Raw genomic sequence first — 20361 nt, forward strand, 5'->3', positions numbered from 1 at the left:
CCCGAACAATTTACCCTCTAGAGGGACTGAAAAATGAACGAACTGACGAACTTCGCCAATCCGATCCAGAAGCCGGAAACCTTCGACCAGATCCAGATCGGCCTTGCCTCTCCGGAGCGCATCCGCAGCTGGTCCTTCGGCGAGATCAAGAAGCCGGAAACCATCAACTACCGCACGTTCAAGCCGGAACGTGACGGCCTGTTCTGCGCCCGCATCTTCGGTCCGATCAAGGACTATGAATGCCTGTGCGGCAAGTACAAGCGCATGAAGTACAAGGGCATCGTCTGCGAAAAATGCGGTGTCGAAGTCACGGTGTCGAAGGTCCGCCGCGAACGGATGGGCCATATCGAACTGGCCGCGCCCGTCGCGCACATCTGGTTCCTGAAGTCGCTGCCCTCGCGCATCGGCCTGCTGCTCGACATGCAGCTCAAGCAGCTTGAGCGCGTCCTGTATTTCGAAAGCTACATCGTCACCGAGCCGGGCCTGACCCCGCTGGAGAAGTATCAGCTTCTGACCGAGGACGAACTGCTCGACGCGCAGGACGAATATGGCGAAGACGCCTTCTCCGCCGGCATCGGCGCGGAAGCGGTCAAGCAGATGCTGATGGACCTCGACCTTGAGGGCGAGAAGCAGGCGCTGCTGGACGAACTGGCCGTCACCAAGTCGGAACTGAAGCCCAAGAAGATCATCAAGCGGCTGAAGGTCGTCGAGTCCTTCCTGGAATCGGGCAACCGGCCGGAGTGGATGATCCTGGACGTCGTGCCGGTCATCCCGCCGGAACTGCGCCCGCTTGTTCCCCTGGACGGCGGCCGCTTCGCGACCTCGGACCTGAACGACCTCTATCGCCGCGTCATCAACCGCAACAACCGCCTGAAGCGGCTGATGGAACTGCGCGCGCCGGACATCATCGTCCGCAACGAAAAGCGCATGCTGCAGGAGGCCGTCGACGCCCTGTTCGACAATGGCCGCCGCGGCCGCGTCATCACCGGCGCGAACAAGCGTCCGCTGAAGTCGCTGTCCGACATGCTGAAGGGCAAGCAGGGCCGCTTCCGTCAGAACCTGCTCGGCAAGCGCGTCGACTATTCGGGCCGCTCGGTCATCGTGACCGGCCCGGAACTCAAGCTGCACCAGTGCGGCCTGCCCAAGAAGATGGCGCTCGAACTGTTCAAGCCCTTCATCTACGCACGCCTCGACGCCAAGGGTCTCTCCATGACCCTGAAGCAGGCCAAGAAGTGGGTCGAGAAGGAGCGCAAGGAAGTCTGGGACATCCTCGACGAAGTCATTCGCGAGCACCCGGTCATGCTGAACCGCGCGCCGACGCTCCACCGCCTCGGCATTCAGGCGTTCGAACCCGTGCTGATCGAGGGCAAGGCGATCCAGCTTCACCCGCTGGTCTGCTCGGCCTTCAACGCCGACTTCGACGGCGACCAGATGGCCGTTCACGTGCCGCTGTCGCTGGAAGCCCAGCTTGAAGCCCGCGTGCTGATGATGTCGACCAACAACATCCTCAGCCCCGCGAACGGCAAGCCGATCATCGTCCCCTCGCAGGACATGGTGCTGGGCATCTATTATCTGTCGATGGAACGCGAAGGCGAGCCGGGCGAAGGCATGCTGCTGGCCGACATGCAGGAGGTCCATCAGGCCCTCTATGCCAAGGCCGTCACCCTGCACTCGAAGATCATCAGCCGCGTGCCGCAGACCGACGAAGCCGGCAATCAGTATATGAAGCGGTTCGAGACCACGCCGGGCCGCATGCTGCTGGGCGAATGCCTGCCCAAGTCGCACAAGGTGCCCTTCGACGTCGTCAACCGCCTTCTCACCAAGAAGGAAATCGGGGACGTCATCGACCAGGTCTATCGCCACACCGGCCAGAAGGACACGGTGCTGTTCGCCGACGCCATCATGGCGCTGGGCTTCCGCCACGCGTTCCAGGCGGGCATCAGCTTCGGCAAGGACGACATGGTGATCCCGGATTCGAAGACCGCAATGGTCGACGAAACCAAGGCGCTGGTGGCCGACTATGAGCAGCAATATCAGGACGGCCTGATCACCCAGCAGGAAAAGTACAACAAGGTGATCGACGCCTGGAGCCGTTGCGGCGACCAGGTCGCGAACGCCATGATGGACGAAATCCGCGCCCAGCCCAAGGACCCGAATACGGGCCGCATGGCGCCGATCAACTCCATCTACATGATGGCGCATTCCGGTGCCCGTGGTTCGCAGGCGCAGATGAAGCAGCTCGCCGGCATGCGCGGCCTGATGGCCAAGCCGTCGGGTGAGATCATCGAAACGCCGATCATCTCGAACTTCAAGGAAGGCCTCACCGTCCTTGAATATTTCAACTCCACCCACGGCGCCCGCAAGGGTCTGGCCGACACCGCGCTCAAGACGGCGAACTCGGGTTACCTGACCCGCCGTCTGGTCGACGTCAGCCAGGACTGCACCGTCGTCGAGGAGGATTGCGGCACCGACAAGGCGCTGGAGATGAAGGCCATCGTGCAGGGCGGCTCGGTCATCGCTTCGCTCGGCGAACGAATTCTGGGCCGCACCACGGCGCAGGACATCGTCGACAGCAAGGACGGTTCGGTCATCGTGCCGATCGGCACGCTGCTCGACGAAGCGCTGGTCGCGCAGATCGAGGCCATCGGCACGCAGGCCGTGAAGATCCGCAGCCCGCTGATCTGCGAAAGCAAGATGGGCGTCTGCGGCAAGTGCTACGGCCGTGACCTTGCCCGTGGTACGCCGGTCAATATCGGTGAAGCGGTCGGCGTCATCGCGGCGCAGTCCATCGGTGAACCGGGCACGCAGCTCACCATGCGGACCTTCCACATCGGCGGCGCGGCGAACTTCAACGAAACGTCGAACCTGGAAGCCATGTCGGACGGCACGATCGAGCTGCGCGACATGCCGACCATCACCGACAAGAATGGCCGCCGCCTTTCGCTCGCCCGCAATGGCGAGATCGCGATCATCGACAGCGAGGGCCGCGAGCGCGAAACGCACCGCCTGCCTTACGGCGCCACCATCCTGTTCGCGGATGGCGACACCGTGAAGAAGGGCGATCGCTTCGCTGAGTGGGATCCCTTCACCATGCCGGTGATTACCGAAAAGCCGGGCATCGTGAAGTATCAGGACCTGATCGACGGCAAGACGCTGACCGAACAGACCGACGAAGCGACCGGCATCGCGCAGCGCGTCGTGACCGAGCATCGTGGGTCCGCCCGCACCAAGGAAGACCTTCGTCCGCGCCTCACCCTGCTCGACGACCAGTCGGGCGAAGCCGCACGCTACATGCTGGCGGTGGGTGCGACCCTGTCGGTGGACGATGGTGCGCAGGTGCAGGCCGGTGACGTGCTGGCGCGTGTCAGCCGCGAAGCGGCCAAGACCCGCGACATCACCGGCGGTCTGCCGCGCGTCGCCGAACTGTTCGAAGCCCGCAAGCCCAAGGACAATGCCATCATTGCCAAGGTGTCGGGCCGCGTCCAGTTCCTCAAGGATTACAAGGCGAAGCGCAAGATCGCCATCAATCCGGAGGATGGCGGCGAGCCGGTCGAATATCTGATCCCCAAGAGCAAGGTGATCGACGTTCAGGAAGGCGACTATGTGAAGCGCGGCGACAACCTGATCGGTGGTTCGCCCGACCCGCACGACATATTGGAAGTGCTGGGCATCGAGCCGCTGGCCGAATATCTGGTTGCCGAAATCCAGGAAGTCTATCGACTGCAGGGCGTGAAGATCAACGACAAGCACATCGAAACGATCGTTCGTCAGATGCTGCAGAAGGTCGAGATCACCGTGTCCGGCGACACCACGCTGCTGGTGGGCGAGCAGGTCGACCGCGAGGAGATGGAGGAGATCAACGCCAAGCTCCAGCCCGGCTTCCAGCCGGCAGAGGGCAAGCCGGTGCTGCTCGGCATCACCAAGGCGTCGCTCCAGACGCGCAGCTTCATCTCGGCGGCCTCCTTCCAGGAAACCACCCGCGTCCTCACGGAAGCGGCGGTCCAGGGCAAGAAGGACACGCTGGTCGGGCTCAAGGAGAATGTCATCGTCGGCCGCCTGATCCCGGCGGGCACCGGCGCCGGCATGAACCGCATGCGCGTCGCCGCCTCGTCGCGTGACGCGGCGATGCGGGCGGCGCTGCGGGCCTCCAGCCAGGTCGACCTGATCGCGCCCAAGACGGCTGCCGAAGAGCATGCCGCCGAACTGCGTCAGGGTCCGGAAGCCGCCATTGGCGACGATCCGCTGGCCGTCGTCCAGGGTGAGGATTTCACCACCGAGGACATGGAATAAGCGCTTTGAAATAATGGGGTCCGCTTCCTATCTCGGGGAGCGGCTCCCAGCCCTTCGTACCCCATCGGGGATCGATGAAGAGCCCGCCGGAAGCGACAGCCTGTCCGGCGGGTTTTCTTTTATGGTTGCGCCGGGCAGGGCATGAAATTGTCCGGCAGGCCTGTCGCAAAACTCTTGACCAATCCGGAATCGCCGCCTATTTGCGCCTCTCCGGTGAGCCGCTGGCTCATCCTGATGCCCGATCCTCTAATGGTAAGAGAGCGGACTCTGACTCCGTCAATCAAGGTTCGAATCCTTGTCGGGCATCCACACTTTCCTAAAAATCACGGGACGCACGGCAAGGCCTGGGGCGCTTTGGGCTCCAAAAATGCCGCGCCCGATCACCGCCTTGTCAGGAAACGGCATTCCCTGGCCAGCCGGCGCCCCATGTCCCATGCCGGCCTATAGACAGCCATGCCCTTGCGAAGCTGTTCGCACGACATGTTGAGCCCACCGGCATAGACGATGGCCACGGTGCGCCCATAGGCGTCGCGCGCCACGGGGACGATGGTGATGGGATCGCGCAAAGCGTGCTTCAGGCTTTCCTTGCTCCGGCGCGAACTGTCCTCCGGGCAGGCCTTGCCCTTGCGGCAACGGCCGACAATGTCGGGGGCTTCGATGCCGATCAGCCGGATCGGCTCGCCATTCACGCGCAGCATGCCGCCATCGACCACCGTCAGGGCGGATGCCAGGAACAGGGCGCCGATCATTCCCTCAACCTCGGACCGGGAAGGGAAACGCCCAGGCTAACAATCATGTCCTCTCCCCATCGTCCTTGCCCCGCGCGGGACAGTGGCCCCATCGCCCGGAGCCGTTGCGGGAACCTGCGGCGGAAATGGTGCCAGACTCCCGCCGTCCACGACCTTGGGAAAGCTGGCGCCGGCACGGGAGCGACCTCTACGGGCCCCTCACCGACTGCCTCCATCCTCCACCGGAGACCTGTCCCCATTGCGTATATTTACGCATTCATAATTGATCCTCCAACCTATTTTGCCTTTCCCCGCCAACATGTATCGCTTTGATACAGAATGGTAAAATATCCGATCCGATGCCATATGACTTCCGACATATAGGGCGGCCCGGGCATGCAAATGTCATGGCGCATCGCCGCCGCTGGGGATTTCCACCGGCGCGTCGGGGCAGGGCGCGATACAGGATATAGATCGTCGGCTATTGGACGCAGTTGCCAACGCAATAAGCAATAATGGGCAAGCATTACCCATTTTCGCAAATTGTCCCCGATGGCCGGTCCAGATTAAATTCTCGCGATGAGATCAAGCGCCCATGCAAAGCCTGCAATGGGCGCAGTCTGTCGGGGAGGAGAGGATGCGCCCTGCATGGACATTCCTGCCGCTCCCCTGGGCTCTCTGCATCGCCCTGACGCCGGCGGATGCGCAAGACGTCCGCCCGGATGAAGCGGTCCAAACGGCCCTGCTGGAAACACCCTTCGACCTCCGCGCCATGACGCCGGAACCGCCCGAGACCGGCAACAGGGTCCAGGGGCCGGCCGATCCGCGCATCCCGCCTCCTCCCGATCCCGTCATGGAAGGGCGTTACCATTCGCTGGGCAGCCGCATCGGCGCCGCCAGATGGGAGACTATCGGCCTGTTCGCCTATATCACCGCGACGCAGGCCTATTGGACCGACGGCACGACCCATTTCCATTTCAAGGATGAGGGCTGGTTCGGCAAGAACACCCATAATCTGGGCATCGACAAGCTGACCCACGCCTTCAACGCCTATCTCTTCGCTGAATTTCTGGGCGCGCGGATCGCCCGCAGGACTCATGACCGGGCGCGGGCGGCGGCGCCCGCGGCGCTGCTTTCCATGGGCCTCATGCTCTATGGCGAGCTGTGGGACGCGCATAAGAAGGACAGCGGCTTTTCGATACAGGACGTGGTCTTCAACAGCGGCGGCGCGGCCTTCTCGGTGCTCCGCCACACCGTGCCGGGGCTGGAGGAGAAGCTGGATTTCCGCCTGCTGATGATGCCCAATTCAGAGGTCTACAGCTTCAAGGGAAAGCGTCATTATGAGCAGCAGCGCTTCCTTCTGGCGCTCGAACTTTCCGGTTTCAGGGGATTGCGCGACAGCCCGCTGCGCTTCGTCGAACTGCAGGTCGGCTATCGCGGCAGGAATTTCACCAATGCCGACCGCTCCGCCGGAAGAGAGCCGGAGCGCGACATCTTCTTCGGCGTCGGCCTCAACATCAAGCAGCTGTTCTTCCGCGACAGCCGCTCGCGCCTGGGCCGGGCGATCGGCAGCGGGCTCAACTATTTCCAGCTTCCCTATACCGCCGCCTATTTCCATTGACGGGCAAGGGAAGCTGGAAGAGCGAACGGGGCGGATGCGCGCAGGCTGACCCGCGCCGCATCGAACCGCCCGGCCGCTCCTCCAGACTCCGCATCGCGCAACGCCATCCGGGGGGAAGGACGGCGCTCAGCGCGACGCAATCAGGACCGGCCTGTCGCCGTCGGCCTGCGCCATCGTCCGGGCGCGGTGGTCGGTGCGCAGCCGGCGCAACATGGCGTCGCGTTCCAGCGCGTCGCTGGCGACGACGATCCACGCTTCGAACCGGGACGAGGCGGCGATCTGCGGCGGCAGGGGCGTCAGCCGCCCCATCCGCTTCACCGCCCGCAGCGATATGCTGTCGACGGCGGGCGACGATGAAGGCTGGGCCAGCGAGACGGCTTGCGGCCGCCCCTCCCCGTCCAGGCGGAATTCGACGCGGGTATAGCCGGTCGCATCCCGGTCGAAATTCTGATCGGCGGCGCGGCGGATGCTGCCGGTCAGCCGGGTCGCGGTCCGGCTCTGCCATTTTTCAAGGGTCATCTCCTTTTCGGGAGAGGCAATGACGGTCAGCTGGTCACCGGGCTGTCTGGCGCTAACCCCTGTCGACAGCAGCAGGGACGAGCAAAGCACCACATATCTGGCACGCATAAGGGCCTCCTCTGCCAGGATAATGATGTCGTGGATTGCGGCTGCGGCTGTGTCTGACCGGCCGAAAGCAGCGCGAAGCTATATATTACAAAATCGATCATGCTGGTAATGAATATAAACCAGCAATCTCATCGACATGCATAATATTTCACGATTGTGCCTTTGCTCCGGCGTGGCCGCATGGCTGCCGGGCGCGCGGCGGGGATGCGGCCAACCCGTTGTCGTTGATCAGTTTTGGTGAACGGGACCCAAGCTCGCGGCGGCGACTCGGCCTTTCCCCGGATGTCCCGTCACCCCGAGCCGCTCCACCATATCCGTCCAGCCCGCCATCGCCCTCTCCAGGCTGAACGCCTCTATCCTGTTGCCCGGCAGGATGGCGCTGGCGGGTTCGATCTGGCCCAGCAGCGCATCCGCCATGGCCGTCGCATCCGCCGGGTCGACCAGCCGCCCGAACCGCCCGCCATCCAGCAGATCGGCCGCATTTCCCGCCGTGCGGGAGGCGACCACGGGAACGCCCACGGCCATCGCCTCCAGCAGCACATTGGGCGATCCTTCCCACCAGCTCGGCAGGACGAAGGTGTCGGCATGCGCCAGCCAGGGAAAGACGTTCGCCACCACGCCGGGCAGCGCCAGATCGTCCGCCATGCCCAGCCCGCGCGCCTGCTCCATCAGCCGGTCGCGCATCCGGTCCCGGCTCTCGCCCAGGATGATGAGCCGCGCCCGCCGCCTTTGCCGCAAGGTGGCGAAGGCGCGCAGCAGCGTCTCGAAATTCTTCTGCTTCGCCAGCCGGCCGATGGCGAGGATGACCGGCGCATCCTCGGTCATCCAGCCATGGGGCGCCGGACCTTCCGCCCTTGCGCGCGCCGTGGCGGCGTCGATGCCGTTGGGAATGACCGCGACCCGCCCCTCGCGCGCCGCCGCCGCAAAGGCCGGCGCGGCGGCCAGCGTCGGCGACACCAGCACGATCCGGTCGGCGTCGGCGGCGATCAGGCGGGTCATGATCCGCCGCTCCCACCCCGCCGATCCGCCATGCGGGGCGCCCGGAACGGCACGCACCATGTCGTTGCTGATGCGATAGACGCGGCGCAGGCCGCCAAGCCCCCTGCTGGCCGCCCAGGCGACGAAATGACCGTGATTGCCGGCGGAGATCAGCAGGCCCGGCGCGCGCCGCCGCAAATGGCGGCGCAGCGCGTGGATCGCGATCAGCTTTTCGATCAGGCGGGAGGCATGGCTTCGCTGGAGCAGCGCATGGTGGCGCACGCCCGGAACGCCCTCTCCACCGGGCGCGGCCGTCACCAGTTCCACCTGATGGCCGCGCTCCGCCAGGGCGGCCGCCAACAGCCGCGCATTGCGCACCACGCCGGTCGCCGCCAGGGCGTGGACGTAGAGGACGATCACCGCCGCGCCTCCGTTTCGATGGCGCGGGCCGTGCGCCAGCGTTGATCGGGCAAACGGTCGAGATGATGGCGGTATAATGCGCCCATGCGTCCGGTCCCGACGCCTCGCCCGCTGACAAGTTGCACAATGTCCGTGCCGGGGTTCCAGTTCCCCTCGATCAGCGCCGGTCCCTGCGCGGTCAGGCCGATGTCCCAGCCGATGACCGCGAAGCCCTCGCGAAAGCGCCGGTGCGCGGCCAGCGCCAGGGCCTCCGCCGCATCCCGGTCGGGAAGCATCATGCCTTCCAGCATCGCACCGGTGGCGGGGTGCCGGCCCGGACGAACCCGTCCCATGCCTCCGCGCCACGCAGCGCCGCAGCGCCCCGCATCGTCCACCGCCAGCACCAGATTGCCCGCATTGAAATTGTCGACCGGCCGCCCCTCCCCCGCCGACAGGCGCAAGGCCAGCGCGCAGGCCTCCGGCGCGCCCCGCTCATCAAGGACGGTCACGACCCGCAGGGTCGGCAGCGCGCCGGGCGACACCGGCTCCAGCGCTGGATGGGTGGCCAGCCGCTGCTGGATGACGCCGCCCCGCGCCCATTGCCGATGCAGCCGGGCGAGCAGCGCCGTTTCGGACAGGCGGCGATGGCCGCCGCGCCAGCGGTCCCCGTCCCGGACGAAACGCTCCACGCCCCGCCCCCTGGACGTGTAGCTGGGCTTGGCGATGATGTCATGATGGCGGCCCAGCCATTGCGCCAGCGCCTCCCGCTCCGGATCATGGCTGTCCGGCGCGGGCAGGCCCGCCTCCCGCACCAGCCGGGCGAACAGGCGCTTGTTCTTGAGCGGGTTGGCGGCAAGCGGAAAGGCGCCCGGATTGAGCAGCCGGTGCAGCCCCTTGCGGTCGCGCATCGACAGGCCCTGGGCGCGCGTTGCTTCGCTCAGCATCGCCCGCTCGGCGCGGCTCCAGCCGCCCTGCCCCGCCTCCGCCAACAGCCGCGCAAGGACCCATCGGCTCAGGCTCCAATGGCTGCGCAGCCCCCGGTGATAGGCGGCCATCAGCTCATTGTCGCCCGATCCGGCGGGCAGGGCGCGCAGGGTGAACAAGGCGGCTACTCCGCCGCCTGCGCCACCGCCATGCGGGCGTTCAGCAGTTCCGCCGCGACGGCGCGGGTGCGGCTGTTGTCGACGTCGATGGCGACCGCGCCGTCGCTCAGGATCACCGGCGCGATGGTCATGCCGAACCGCCGGGAAAAGCGGGCGAAGGTCTCCGCCAGCGTGCCGATGCCAAGGCGGAGACGGACGAGGTTCAGGAAACCGAAGGCGTTGACGATGCGCATCGGATGCTTGACGAACTGACCCCCCGACCGGAATGTCTCCGCAGCCGTCAGGGCTGCGCGGTCCTTCAGCCAATAGCTGTTGCAGTTGGAATAGCTGCCCTCGGCAAAGCGGTAGAATTTGCGCTGCCCCTCCGGATGGGCGGCCAGCACGGACTCGCGCCGGGCGAAGGCGACCGCCGCGTCGGTTCCCGGCGTCCCGCATTGGCCCAGCATGTCGGCCACCGCTTCGGGCGTCAGCAGCACATTGTCGGCGGTGGTGATGAACAGCGGGAACTGCGCGCCCTGCGCGGCGGCAAGGATGCTGTCGACCAGATTGGGCCGCGCGGCCACCGGCATCATCCGGCCGCTGTCGAGCAGGCGGCGCAGCAGCGGTACGCCCGCCAGCACTTCGGGATCTTCGATGGCGACGCGGATCTCCCCGATCCCGCCGCTTGCCGCCAGTGCCGCGGCCACATGGGTCAGCATCGGGCTGCCGGCGACGGGCGCCAGGCATTTGTGCGACACGCCCGCTTCCAGCGCCAGCGGATCGGTCAGGCCGTCGCGCCTGCCCGCCAGGATCAATGCCGTCGTCATGCCGCCGCCCGGTCCGGCACGTCGGCCGACAGCCCCTGCCGCAACAGCCCCTGCCGCAACAGGCTGTGCGCGACGATGGTCTCGACCAGCGCGGGATGATCCACGCCCAGCGAACGGGCGGAACGCGAAATGGTCTTCTTCGACCAGAGATTGCAGGACAGGTTCAGTTCCATGAACAGCAGCGCATCGGTCGCCGGATCGTAGCGGAACTCGAACCGGCCATAGTCGAACGGCCAGAATTCGGGCAGCAGACGGCGGGTCAAATCCTCCAGCCGCTCGCGCAGGTCGCGATCCTCGACCAGCACCAGCGGATCGTCGCCCGCATCCACCAGGCCGCGCTTTTCCTCATAGCTGCGCTCGCGATGCGGGTCGGCGGGGACGTACATCATCGGCGGCAGCACCCAGGGGGCGTTGCCGCTGCCGCCCACCACCGGCACCGCCACATCCAGCAGCGGAGCCCAGGCCTCCACCAGCACGTCATGGCCCAGGTCGAACAGATGATCGGCATGGACCAGCGCCTCGGCCCAGCCGTCGACCATGGCCAGCCCCCAGGAGGCGGAGGATGCGTTCGGCTTCACCACCAGCCGCTCGGCCGCGAAAGCGGGGCCGCCGGGCAGGCCGCCGCGCCGGAAGAGCTGCGCCTTCATGGTCGGCACGCCGCGGGCGCGCGCGATCAGCTTGCTCAGATATTTGTCGTCCGACACGCCGCGCACGATCGGGCTGGCGCCCAGAAAGGGGACGTCGCGCCACGACAGCAGCAGGGGCGCCAGCATCTCGCTGTTCTGGAAGCCGCCGCGATTGAGCAGGGTGACGACGAAATCGGCATCGGGCCGTTCGAACAGGGCATCATAGCGGCTGGCGGCGGCGACATGGAGGCCGATGCCCTCCAGCGTGGAGCGCATCTCATGATGGTAGATGGCGTGATTGCCGTCCACTGCGTCCGGCCGCCCGCCCGCGCAGGCATGTTTGGCAAGGAAAAGGACGCGCAGCCGCGCCTTGTCGGCGGCCGGAATGCGCATGCAGCGGTCGGGGCTGGTCGTCATGCCACGACTGCTAACGCGGCTGCATGACGGCGCCTTGACGCTGGAGTTACGGCAGAGCGTCGGTCAGGAGACGATAGGATGACGGGCGCATGACCGCTTTATTTCACCCCGCCAAAGCGGCAGGTCCCGCATGGCTGCGCAATCAGGAAGATGCGACATCAAGTCGCCGCGATGCCCAGCCCCACCGCTTCCGCCACCTTGATGCCGTCGATGGCCGCGGAAAGGATGCCGCCCGCATAGCCTGCCCCCTCGCCCGCCGGATAAAGCCCGGCGACATTCAGGCTCTGGAAATCCCTGCCCCGCGTGATGCGGATGGGGGAGGAGGTGCGCGTCTCCACCCCCGTCATCACCGCGTCCGGATGGTCGTAGCGCGCGATCTGCCGGCCGAAGACCGGGATCGCCTCGCGGAACGCCTCCAGCACGAATTCGGGAAGGCAGCGCGACAGGTCGGTCAGGGTCACGCCCGGCTTGTAGGAAGGGACGACCTCCCCCAACCCGGTCGAGGCGCGGCCGGCAAGGAAATCGCCCACCTTCTGCCCCGGCGCATGATAGCTTTCGCCGCCCGCGACGAAGGCCATGCTTTCCCAATGGCGCTGCAATTCGATCCCCGCCAGCGGCCCGCCGGGATAGTCCCGTTCCGGATCGATGCCGACGACCAGCCCTGAATTGGCGTTGAACTCGGCCCGCGAATATTGGCTCATGCCGTTGGTGACGACGCGCCCCTCCTCGGACGTCGCAGCCACCACCCGCCCGCCGGGGCACATGCAGAAGCTGTAGACCGTCCGCCCGTTGGCGCAATGATGGGCCAGGCTGTAGGCCGCCGCCCCCAGCACCGGATGCCCCGCGCAACTGCCGTAGCGCGCCCGGTCGATCCAGCTTTGCGGATGCTCGATCCGCACGCCGATGGAAAAGGGCTTCGCCTCGATATGCACGCCCCGGCGGTGGAGCATCTCGAAGGTGGGCCGGGCGCTGTGGCCCACCGCCAGCACGACATGGTCCGCCTCGATGAAGCCGCCATCCGCCAGATGCAGCCCGCACAGCTTGTGCGTGCCGTCCGCCTGCCGCTCCAGCTCCAGTTCGTCGACCCGGTGCTGCCATCGATATTCGCCGCCCAGCCCCTCGATCTGCCGCCGCATCGCTTCCACCATGGAAACCAGCCGGAAGGTGCCGATATGCGGATGCGCCTCGGTCAGGATGTCGTCGGGCGCACCGGCCGCGACGAATTCCTCCAGCACCTTGCGGCCCAGGAAGCGCGGGTCCTTGACGCGGCAATAAAGCTTGCCGTCGGAAAAGGTCCCGGCCCCGCCCTCTCCGAACTGCACATTGCTGTCGGGGTTGAGTTCGGCCCGCCGCCAGAGGCCCCAGGTATCCTTGGTCCGTTCCCGCACCACCTTGCCCCGGTCGAGGATGATCGGCCGGAAGCCCATTTGCGCGAGGATGAGGCCGGCGAACAGCCCGCACGGCCCCGCGCCGATCACGACGGGGCGCTTGCCCGACCAGCCCGGCGGCGCACTGGCCACGAATTTATAACCGGTGTCCGGGCGCGGGCGGACGTCATGATCCTTCGCGAAGCGCGCCAGCACGCCCGCCTCGTCGGCCAGCTCGACATCGACGGTATAGACGAGCTGGATCGCATTCTTCCGCCGCGCATCATTGCCCCGGCGCACGACGACATGGCCCAGCAATTCCTGCGGTTCGAGGCCCAGCCGCTCGCAAATGGCGGCGGGCATCGCCCCGGCGGGATGGTCGAGGGGCAGTTTCAGTCCGGAAAGGCGCAACATCCGCCTGCCCCTAAACCTATTACCGAGTCGGCTCCAGTGCTCCTTAGATTATCTCTCCCATTGTCGTTCCCGCGAAGGCGGGAACCCATCTCCCATAAGAATAGACGGGATGCCGCGTCGGAGATGGATTAGCTTTGCTGAACTGCGTTTCCCGCCTTCGCGGGAATGACGCTTGAATTAGAACCGGGCGCGCACCCCGCCATAGAAGGCGCGCCGTTCGATGGGATAAAAGGCGACGCTGCCTTCATTCGCCACAGTCGCCGGATTGTCCGGCACATAGCGAACCACCGCGCTGATGTCGCCCACGGCCCGCTCGCCGGTCAGGTTGCGCGCATCGAGGAACAGGGCCAGCCCCTTCCGGACCTCCGCCTGCGCGCCGAGGTTCAGGGTCACATAATCGCCCACCCGCTTGGTATTGGCATAGTCGACCCAAGCCCCCTGCGGCAGCCACTCGACGGCGGGCGAAATGCTCAGCCGCTCCGTCCCCAGCTTCAGTTCCGCCCGATAGAAATGGCGCGGCACCACCGGCAGGCGGTTGTTCCCGAACTGCGCATCGCCCCGGAAGCGGAAATCGCTATATTGATAGACTTGCCGCAGCGTCGCCCAAGGCGTCAGCGTCAGGTCCAGTCCTGCCTCGACGCCCTGATGGCGCGTGCGGCCCGCATTGAAGGTCGCCGCCGGAATGGCGCTGTCGCCCGCGCCATATTGCAGCATCTCGCCGCGAAGATCGGCCCGGTAGATGCTGATGTCCCAACGGGCCATGCCCAGCGTCCCGCGAGTGCCGATCTCCGCTGTCCATGCCTTTTGCGGCTGGAGCGGGACGAAGCCGACGGCCAGCGTATCGAACTGCGTCTGGCCAAGCTCGATAAAGCCCGGCAATTCCACCGACTGGCTGTAGTTCGCATAGAATTGCACCGCCTGCGCCGGCTCCACGAGCAGCCCGAATTTCGGCGCAAAGGCGTCAAAGGACGCATCCCCGCTCCGCGCCGGAGCGAAGCGGTTGTCCAGCCGCCGCTCGCCATGGGTGTAGATGCCGCCCGCGATCAGCCAGAGCCCTGCAAGCGGCGCGATCCGCGCCTCGCCATAGCTGTTGATCGTCTGCGCCCGCGCCTTCTGATAGGATGTCGGCGCCCCCGCCCTGCCGTTCACATTGACGAACTGCCGGAACCGGCCCTGCCCGAAACGCGCCTGCGTGCCCAGCGTCAGCCCGACCGGCATCCCGCCAAGGTCACCAGCCAGGTCGAGGCTGGCAAAGACCCCGCGATCCTCCGATTTCTGGTCCACGACCTGATAGATCGGATGATCCAGCGCCTTGGCGTTGTAATAGACGCCGAACGCCAGCTCCCCGCCATCCAGCGCCACCGTGGTGCGGTTCTGCAAGCGGATCGAATCGATGTTGCGCGCCTGATCGCCAGTAAAATTGCCCTTCGCCGGATGATCCAGCGCGTCGCTTTCATTAAGCGCGCCGGACAACTTCTGCCGGATCGTCTGCACGCTGGCATAGAAGCGCGTTTCGACCCGCTCACTGAGTTTCAGCCCGACATTGCCGTTGAAGCGCAGCGCCCTGCGCCGTCCATGGTCGCGGTCGCCGTCGGACCGGTCGGCGGTCACCGCGGCCCAGGCGTCGCCCCGCGCGTCGGCATGGCCATAGGCCGCCTTCGCCCGCAACGTGTCGAACGACCCGCCGTCGACCCGCATCTTCACGCCCGGCGCCGTGCGCCCGGTCGGCGTCACCGCATTGATCGCCCCGCCCAGCGTCGACCCGCCCAGCCGCAGCGCATTGCCGCCGCGATAGACCTCCAGATGCTGGAAGACCTGCGGGTCCAGCTCCTGGAAGTCGCCATTGTCGTCGGCCATGTTGATCGGGATGCCATCCTGCAACAGCGTCAGCCCGCGCATATGATAGCCGCGCGACAGGCCCGACCCGCGAATGGAGATGCGCACCTCCTGCCCGAAGCGCGGCTGGGTGTAGACGCCGGGCGAGAAGCTCAGCGCATCGCGCAGGGAGATGGCGAGCCTGTCCTCGAAATCCCCGGCCGACACCACGTCGACGCCGCCGGGGGTGCGGACGACTTTCGCCGCGGCTTCCTCCACCACGGGGCTGGCGGTGACGATGATCCGGCTCTGCTCGGCCTCCTCGGCCAAAGCGGGAGCGGACAGGGAACAGGCAAGCGCGCACAGCGAGACGCCGCGCGAAACGGAAAAGACTGGCATGAAATGATAACCTTACTGAAAAATCGCGGAAAAATGGCGGATTTTCAGAAGGCGGGCGGCCCCGAGGAGGGCGGCGGCGGCGCGGCCAGCCGCGCGATCAGCCCTATCTTGAGCGCGAAGGCAATGGGCCCGAAACCAAGCTGCCAGGCGGGCAGGGGCAGGTCGGCCAGAGCCAGCGGCGGAACCAGCGGCTGCACCGATGCGGCAAAGGGGCAATGCTGCTGCCCCGGCGCACCGTCGTCCGGACGATGCCGGCCCGACTCGCCATGCCGGTCGAAGGCGCCCCGGTCGACCACGACATTGACCGCGCCCTCCCCGGTGCAGAGCGTCACGACGACGCCCCGTTCGGTCCGCACCGGCATGAAGCCCGAAGGCGCGACAAGCTGGATCGCGAGGACGAGCAGGGCCAGCGCAGCCAGCAGGCCCCTTGCCGATTCCGATCGTCTGACTGCCCCCATCATGGCCCAGGCCCTAGCGGCGACGGCCCGCCCTGTCACTAGGACAAAAGGGCCAGGGGCCGCACACTCACCTTGACGTAAACGTAAAGCACCGTTACATCAGCCGGCATGGACAAACACACCAGTATCGCCGGTATCGAACTGCCCGATCACAGCGACCGGCAGTCTTATACCATCACCGACCTGTCGGAAGAATTCGGCGTCACCGCCCGCGCGCTGCGCTTCTACGAGGATGAAGGGCTGATCGCCCCGGAACGGCAGGGCCTCGCCCGCATCTATTCGCGCCGCGACCGCGCCCGCCTGGCCTGGATATTGCGCGGCAAGCGGGTCGGCTTCAGCCTGTCCGACATACGCGAGATGATCGACCTCTATGACGCCGACGAGGAGCATGAGGAACAGCGCCGCGTCACCATAGAAAAGTGCAGGGCGCGCATCGACCTGCTCACGCGGCAGAAGGACGACATCGACGCCGCCATAGCGGAACTCTCGCAGTTCGTGACCGTCCTCGACAGATAATCCCCCACCAGAACAGAACCGTCCGGAGAAGATCATGCCCAGCTATACCGCCCCCGTCCGCGACACCCGCTTCGTGCTCGATCACATCGTGGGGCTGGACCGCTACACCAACCTCCCCGGCTTCGAAAATGCGTCGGCGGATCTGGTCGACGCGATCCTGACCGAAGGCGGCAGGATCGCCGCCGAAGTCCTCTTCCCCCTGAACGCCGTGGGCGACAGGGAAGGCTGCACCCGCCACCCCGACGGCAGCGTCACCACCCCGACCGGCTTCAAGGCGGCCTATGACGCCTATGTCGAGGGCGGCTGGACCACGCTGCACGCGCCCGCCGAATATGGCGGCCAGGGCCTGCCCCATGTCGTCGCCACAGCGGTCAGCGAATATATCCTCTCGGCCAATCACAGCTTCGAAATGTATCATGGCCTGACCAGCGGGGCCGTGGCCGCCCTGCTCGCCAAGGGCAGCGAGGAACAGAAGCGGAAATATCTGCCCAATATGGTGTCGGGCAAATGGACCGGGACGATGAACCTGACGGAGCCGCATGCCGGCACCGACCTTGGCCTCATCAAGACCAAGGCGGTTCCGAACGCCGACGGCAGCTACGCGATCAGCGGCACCAAGATCTTCATTTCCGCGGGCGAGCATGACCTTGCCGAAAACATCATCCACCTCGTCCTCGCCAAGACCCCCGGCGCGCCGGACAGCAGCAAGGGCATTTCGCTGTTCGTGGTGCCCAAGTTGCTGGTGAACGAGGATGGATCGCTGGGGCAGCGCAACGCGGTCTCCTGCGGATCGCTCGAACACAAGATGGGCATTCACGGCAACGCCACCTGCGTCATGAACTATGACGGGGCCACCGGATGGCTGGTGGGCGAGGAGAACAAGGGTCTGGCCGCCATGTTCATCATGATGAACGCCGCGCGGCTGGGCGTCGGCCTGCAGGGCCTGGGACAGGCGGAGATCGCCTATCAGAACGCCGCCCATTATGCCCATGACCGCCGTCAGGGCCGCGCCCTGACCGGCCCCAGGGACCTTGAGGAAAAGGCCGACACGCTGTTCGTCCATCCCGACGTCCGCCGCATGCTGATGGAGGCGAAGGCGCTGACCGAAGGGCTGCGCGCGCTGATGCTATGGGGCGCGCTCCAGGTCGACCTTTCCCATCAGGCCGCCACCGAAGAGGAACGCCAGGCCGCCGACGATCTGGTGCAATTGCTGACCCCCGTGATCAAGGGCTATGGCACGGACAAGGGCTTCGACGTCACCGTCATGGCGCAGCAGGTGTTCGGCGGCCATGGCTACATCTGGGAAAATGGCGTCGAACAATATGTCCGCGACGTCCGCATCGCCCAGATCTACGAAGGCACCAACGGCGTGCAGGCGATGGATCTGGTCGGGCGCAAGCTGCCGATGAACGGCGGCCGCGCGCTTCAGGCCTTCCTGAAGATCGTCGCGGATGAAGTGGCGCAGGCCAAGGGTGACGAGAAGCTCGCCGGCCTTGCGGAGGCGCTGGAAAAGGCGAGCGGGCAGCTTGGCGCGGCGACCATGTGGCTGATGCAGAATGCGATGAAGAACCCCGACAATGCCGGGGCGGGGGCGGTGCACTATATGCACATATTGGGCATCGTCGCGACCGGCCTGATGTGGCTTCGCATGGGCAAGGCCGCGGCGGCCCTGCTCGCGGCGGGGGAAGGCGACGCGAAATTCCTGGAAGCCAAGCTGGTGACCGCCCGCTTCTTCGCGGAACGCATCATGCCCGACGCCGGCGCGCTCCGCCGCAAGATCGAGGGCGGCGCCGACAGCCTGATGGCGCTCGACCCGGATATGTTCCTGGCGGCCTGACCGCCGGGGCAGGCAAGGCGCTCCACCCGGCCCAAGCCGGGCGGAGCGTCCCTGCGTTTCAGGCGGCGAGGGACAGTCGTTCGGCCGGACGCCGCGCCGCCGGGGCGGCAGGGCGGGCTTCGGCCCTGGCCAGTCCGGCGACATAGCGTTCGGCAATGACGACATCGCGGCGATAGGCGAAATATAGCGACAACAGGGAGAACATGGCGACCTCTTGATAAAAGGATTGCTGCGTTGCAGCATCGACGCCTATCTGAGGTCAGCGGGAAAAATCCGCAAATGCAATGGCTTCGAACGCGATTGCAGAAAGCTCATCCTCATGACCGCGCGCATCATGGCTGGATTTTGAGCGGCGCGATCCCGCTTGCAGGCCGATGCTCCCGCTTTCGGCAAACCGTCCCAGTCAATCCATCGCAGGCGGAAAAGCCGCGCCCTGCCTTCGCAGGCACCCGTCGCGCATAGCGCCCGCAACGGACCGTCCACCGCCCCCCTTCATCGCCACCGACCATTGACCCATTGCGCACGGCGCGGCATGGGCCCATCAAACGGGACATGATGCAGCGAGCCGCTTCGTGAACGGGCCAGTGCCGGCAAGCCGCACGCTCGGCCTGCCCGCCTGCATTGCGCTGGTGATGGGCAACATGATCGGGTCCGGCGTGTTCCTGCTGCCCGCCTCGCTCGCGCCGTTCGGCTGGGATGCGGTGGCGGGCTGGATATTCACCATCGCCGGCTCCCTCCTCCTTGCCTATGTCATCGCCCGGCTGACGGTGCGGATGCCCGACGCCGGCGGCACGGCGCAGTTCATCACCCGCGCCTATGGCCCGTCCGCCGGCTTCGCGATCGGGTGGATATACTGGATTTCGGTGATCTTCACCAATGTCACCATCGCCGTCGCCGCCACCGCCAATCTCAGCAGCATCCAGCCCGCGCTGCACCGGCCCGGAATGGGGGCGCTCCTTTCCATCGGTTTCCTCTGGGCGACGACCGGCATCAACCTGGTCGGCGCGCGCGCCGCGGGCGCGACCCAACTCGCCACCACCGCGATCAAGCTGATCCCGATCGCGGTCGTCTTCGTCCTGCTCGCCCTGACCTTGGGCCATGGCCGGGCGCAGGTCGCGCCATTCCCCGCGCAAGGCTTCACCAGCGCCGGCATCACCGCCTCGGCCGCGCTGACGCTCTGGGCGCTGCTCGGCTTCGAATCGGCCAGCGTCGCCGCCGACAAGGTGCGCGATCCCGCCCGGACAATCCCGCGCGCCACGCTGATCGGCACGGCAGTCACCGGCCTCATCTACCTGCTGGTCTGCTCCGGCATCGCTCTCACCCTGCCGGCGGAGGAAAGCCGGTCCGGCTCCCCCTTCGCCGCCTTCGTCGCGCATTACTGGTCGCCCGGCCCGGCGGGACTCATCGCGGTCTTCGCCACGATCAGTTGCCTCGGGGCGCTCAATGGCTGGACATTGTTGCAGGGTGAAGTGCCGCTTGCCATGGCGCGGGGCGGCGAATTGCCGCGCTGGCTGGCCGGGACCAACGGTCGCGGCACGCCGGTCCGCGCGCTGCTGCTGTCCTGCCTGCTCGGAACGCTGATGCTGATCGCCAACAGCCTGCAGGGGCTGGTCGCGCTGTTCACGGCGATGGCGCTGCTGTCGACCTCGGCCACGCTCTGGCTCTATGTCGGCTGCGCGCTGGCGGCGCTCAGGTTCCAGCTGGCGGTGCCCGCCGCTCTGCTGGGGCTCTGCTATGCGCTCTGGACATTATGGGGCGCGGGGCTGGTGCCCAGCGGAGCAAGCTTCCTGCTGATGGCGGGGGGATTTCCCTTTTACGCCTGGGCGCGCCGGGACCGAAAGTCCCTGCCCTGTCGCCATTCAGGCTGAGCCCGTCGAAGCCCTTTCCTTCTCCTCGAAGAAAGAAAAGCCCCTCCACCAGTTCGGGGCGAACGGAGGCAGGGAAGGCGTCCGAAGGGTGG

General features: G+C 66.2%; 15 protein-coding genes and 1 tRNA gene. 6 read left to right on the forward strand and 10 right to left on the reverse strand.

Going from position 1 to position 20361, the window contains the following annotated elements; genetic code table 11:
• The first annotated feature begins 33 nt into the window (after positions 1-33).
• Positions 34-4290 (forward strand): DNA-directed RNA polymerase subunit beta', encoded by a 4257-nt coding sequence (gene rpoC, locus A0J57_RS12825; protein WP_037482269.1) that lies wholly within the window; start codon positions 34-36, stop codon positions 4288-4290.
• Between the two features lie 235 nt (positions 4291-4525).
• Positions 4526-4599: transfer RNA gene (locus A0J57_RS12830), tRNA-Gln, on the forward strand.
• Positions 4600-4670: 71 nt separating this feature from the next.
• Here A0J57_RS12830 and A0J57_RS12835 read toward each other — a convergent pair.
• Positions 4671-5039, reverse strand: a complete 369-nt coding sequence (locus A0J57_RS12835) for a thermonuclease family protein (RefSeq protein ID WP_044661636.1) — start codon at positions 5037-5039, stop codon at positions 4671-4673.
• Positions 5040-5613: 574 nt separating this feature from the next.
• On the opposite strand from A0J57_RS12835, the gene A0J57_RS12840 reads away from it, so the two are divergent.
• Complete coding sequence (locus tag A0J57_RS12840) at positions 5614-6639, forward strand: DUF2279 domain-containing protein (protein ID WP_235600867.1); 1026 nt, start codon at positions 5614-5616, stop codon at positions 6637-6639.
• A gap of 126 nt (positions 6640-6765) precedes the next feature.
• Here the strand turns inward: A0J57_RS12840 and A0J57_RS12845 are convergent, their stop codons facing one another.
• The 8 genes from A0J57_RS12845 to A0J57_RS12880 form a co-directional block, all read right to left on the reverse strand.
• A complete protein-coding gene (locus A0J57_RS12845; RefSeq protein WP_061936436.1) occupies positions 6766-7266 on the reverse strand; it encodes an energy transducer TonB in 501 nt (166 codons plus the stop codon).
• Between the two features lie 228 nt (positions 7267-7494).
• The gene (locus A0J57_RS12850; RefSeq protein ID WP_061936438.1) at positions 7495-8664 is read right to left on the reverse strand and encodes a glycosyltransferase; all 1170 of its coding nucleotides are present in this window, start codon (positions 8662-8664) and stop codon (positions 7495-7497) included.
• Entirely contained in the window at positions 8661-9746 is a 1086-nt protein-coding gene (locus A0J57_RS12855; RefSeq protein ID WP_044661635.1) for a sugar-transfer associated ATP-grasp domain-containing protein, read from the reverse strand. Before A0J57_RS12855 ends, A0J57_RS12850 begins: the two co-directional genes overlap by 4 nt.
• 5 nt (positions 9747-9751) lie before the next feature.
• Positions 9752-10552, reverse strand: a complete 801-nt coding sequence (locus A0J57_RS12860) for a nucleotidyltransferase family protein (protein ID WP_061936441.1) — start codon at positions 10550-10552, stop codon at positions 9752-9754.
• Positions 10549-11595, reverse strand: coding sequence for a hypothetical protein (locus A0J57_RS12865; protein WP_061936444.1), 1047 nt, complete (start codon positions 11593-11595; stop codon positions 10549-10551). Before A0J57_RS12865 ends, A0J57_RS12860 begins: the two co-directional genes overlap by 4 nt.
• 158 nt (positions 11596-11753) lie before the next feature.
• The gene (locus A0J57_RS12870) at positions 11754-13376 is read right to left on the reverse strand and encodes an NAD(P)/FAD-dependent oxidoreductase (protein WP_061936447.1); all 1623 of its coding nucleotides are present in this window, start codon (positions 13374-13376) and stop codon (positions 11754-11756) included.
• 177 nt (positions 13377-13553) lie between these two features.
• The gene (locus A0J57_RS12875; RefSeq protein ID WP_061936450.1) at positions 13554-15590 is read right to left on the reverse strand and encodes a TonB-dependent receptor; all 2037 of its coding nucleotides are present in this window, start codon (positions 15588-15590) and stop codon (positions 13554-13556) included.
• Positions 15591-15634: 44 nt separating this feature from the next.
• Positions 15635-16051 (reverse strand): hypothetical protein, encoded by a 417-nt coding sequence (locus tag A0J57_RS12880; protein WP_061936452.1) that lies wholly within the window; start codon positions 16049-16051, stop codon positions 15635-15637.
• A gap of 105 nt (positions 16052-16156) precedes the next feature.
• Here A0J57_RS12880 and A0J57_RS12885 point away from each other — a divergent pair, with 105 nt between their 5' ends.
• Both A0J57_RS12885 and A0J57_RS12890 read left to right on the forward strand, forming a co-directional pair.
• Positions 16157-16564, forward strand: a complete 408-nt coding sequence (locus A0J57_RS12885; protein WP_025548781.1) for a MerR family DNA-binding transcriptional regulator — start codon at positions 16157-16159, stop codon at positions 16562-16564.
• A gap of 34 nt (positions 16565-16598) precedes the next feature.
• The gene (locus A0J57_RS12890; RefSeq protein WP_044661630.1) at positions 16599-18401 is read left to right on the forward strand and encodes an acyl-CoA dehydrogenase C-terminal domain-containing protein; all 1803 of its coding nucleotides are present in this window, start codon (positions 16599-16601) and stop codon (positions 18399-18401) included.
• Positions 18402-18459: 58 nt separating this feature from the next.
• Here A0J57_RS12890 and A0J57_RS26610 read toward each other — a convergent pair whose 3' ends face one another.
• Positions 18460-18606 carry a hypothetical protein gene (locus A0J57_RS26610; protein WP_173664355.1) on the reverse strand — a complete coding sequence of 49 codons (147 nt, stop codon included), beginning with the start codon at positions 18604-18606 and terminating at the stop codon, positions 18460-18462.
• A 367-nt stretch (positions 18607-18973) separates the two neighbouring features.
• Between A0J57_RS26610 and A0J57_RS12895 the strand changes: the two genes are divergently transcribed.
• Entirely contained in the window at positions 18974-20269 is a 1296-nt protein-coding gene (locus A0J57_RS12895) for an amino acid permease (RefSeq protein WP_061936455.1), read from the forward strand.
• Positions 20270-20361: the final 92 nt, after the last annotated feature.

Source organism: Sphingobium sp. 22B (assembly GCF_001580035.1).
Taxonomy (GTDB): domain Bacteria; phylum Pseudomonadota; class Alphaproteobacteria; order Sphingomonadales; family Sphingomonadaceae; genus Sphingobium; species Sphingobium fuliginis.

What these genes read in the sequence shown, in the direction of transcription:
- rpoC (WP_037482269.1), top strand. Translation starts at nt 34, where the DNA reads ATGAACGAACTGACGAACTTCGCCAATCCGATCCAGAAGCCGGAAACC.
- A0J57_RS12835 (WP_044661636.1), bottom strand. Translation starts at nt 5,039, where the DNA reads ATGATCGGCGCCCTGTTCCTGGCATCCGCCCTGACGGTGGTCGATGGC.
- A0J57_RS12840 (WP_235600867.1), top strand. Translation starts at nt 5,614, where the DNA reads ATGCAAAGCCTGCAATGGGCGCAGTCTGTCGGGGAGGAGAGGATGCGC.
- A0J57_RS12845 (WP_061936436.1), bottom strand. Translation starts at nt 7,266, where the DNA reads ATGCGTGCCAGATATGTGGTGCTTTGCTCGTCCCTGCTGCTGTCGACA.
- A0J57_RS12860 (WP_061936441.1), bottom strand. Translation starts at nt 10,552, where the DNA reads ATGACGACGGCATTGATCCTGGCGGGCAGGCGCGACGGCCTGACCGAT.
- A0J57_RS12865 (WP_061936444.1), bottom strand. Translation starts at nt 11,595, where the DNA reads ATGACGACCAGCCCCGACCGCTGCATGCGCATTCCGGCCGCCGACAAG.
- A0J57_RS12870 (WP_061936447.1), bottom strand. Translation starts at nt 13,376, where the DNA reads ATGTTGCGCCTTTCCGGACTGAAACTGCCCCTCGACCATCCCGCCGGG.
- A0J57_RS12875 (WP_061936450.1), bottom strand. Translation starts at nt 15,590, where the DNA reads ATGCCAGTCTTTTCCGTTTCGCGCGGCGTCTCGCTGTGCGCGCTTGCC.
- A0J57_RS12880 (WP_061936452.1), bottom strand. Translation starts at nt 16,051, where the DNA reads ATGATGGGGGCAGTCAGACGATCGGAATCGGCAAGGGGCCTGCTGGCT.
- A0J57_RS12885 (WP_025548781.1), top strand. Translation starts at nt 16,157, where the DNA reads ATGGACAAACACACCAGTATCGCCGGTATCGAACTGCCCGATCACAGC.
- A0J57_RS12890 (WP_044661630.1), top strand. Translation starts at nt 16,599, where the DNA reads ATGCCCAGCTATACCGCCCCCGTCCGCGACACCCGCTTCGTGCTCGAT.
- A0J57_RS26610 (WP_173664355.1), bottom strand. Translation starts at nt 18,606, where the DNA reads ATGTTCTCCCTGTTGTCGCTATATTTCGCCTATCGCCGCGATGTCGTC.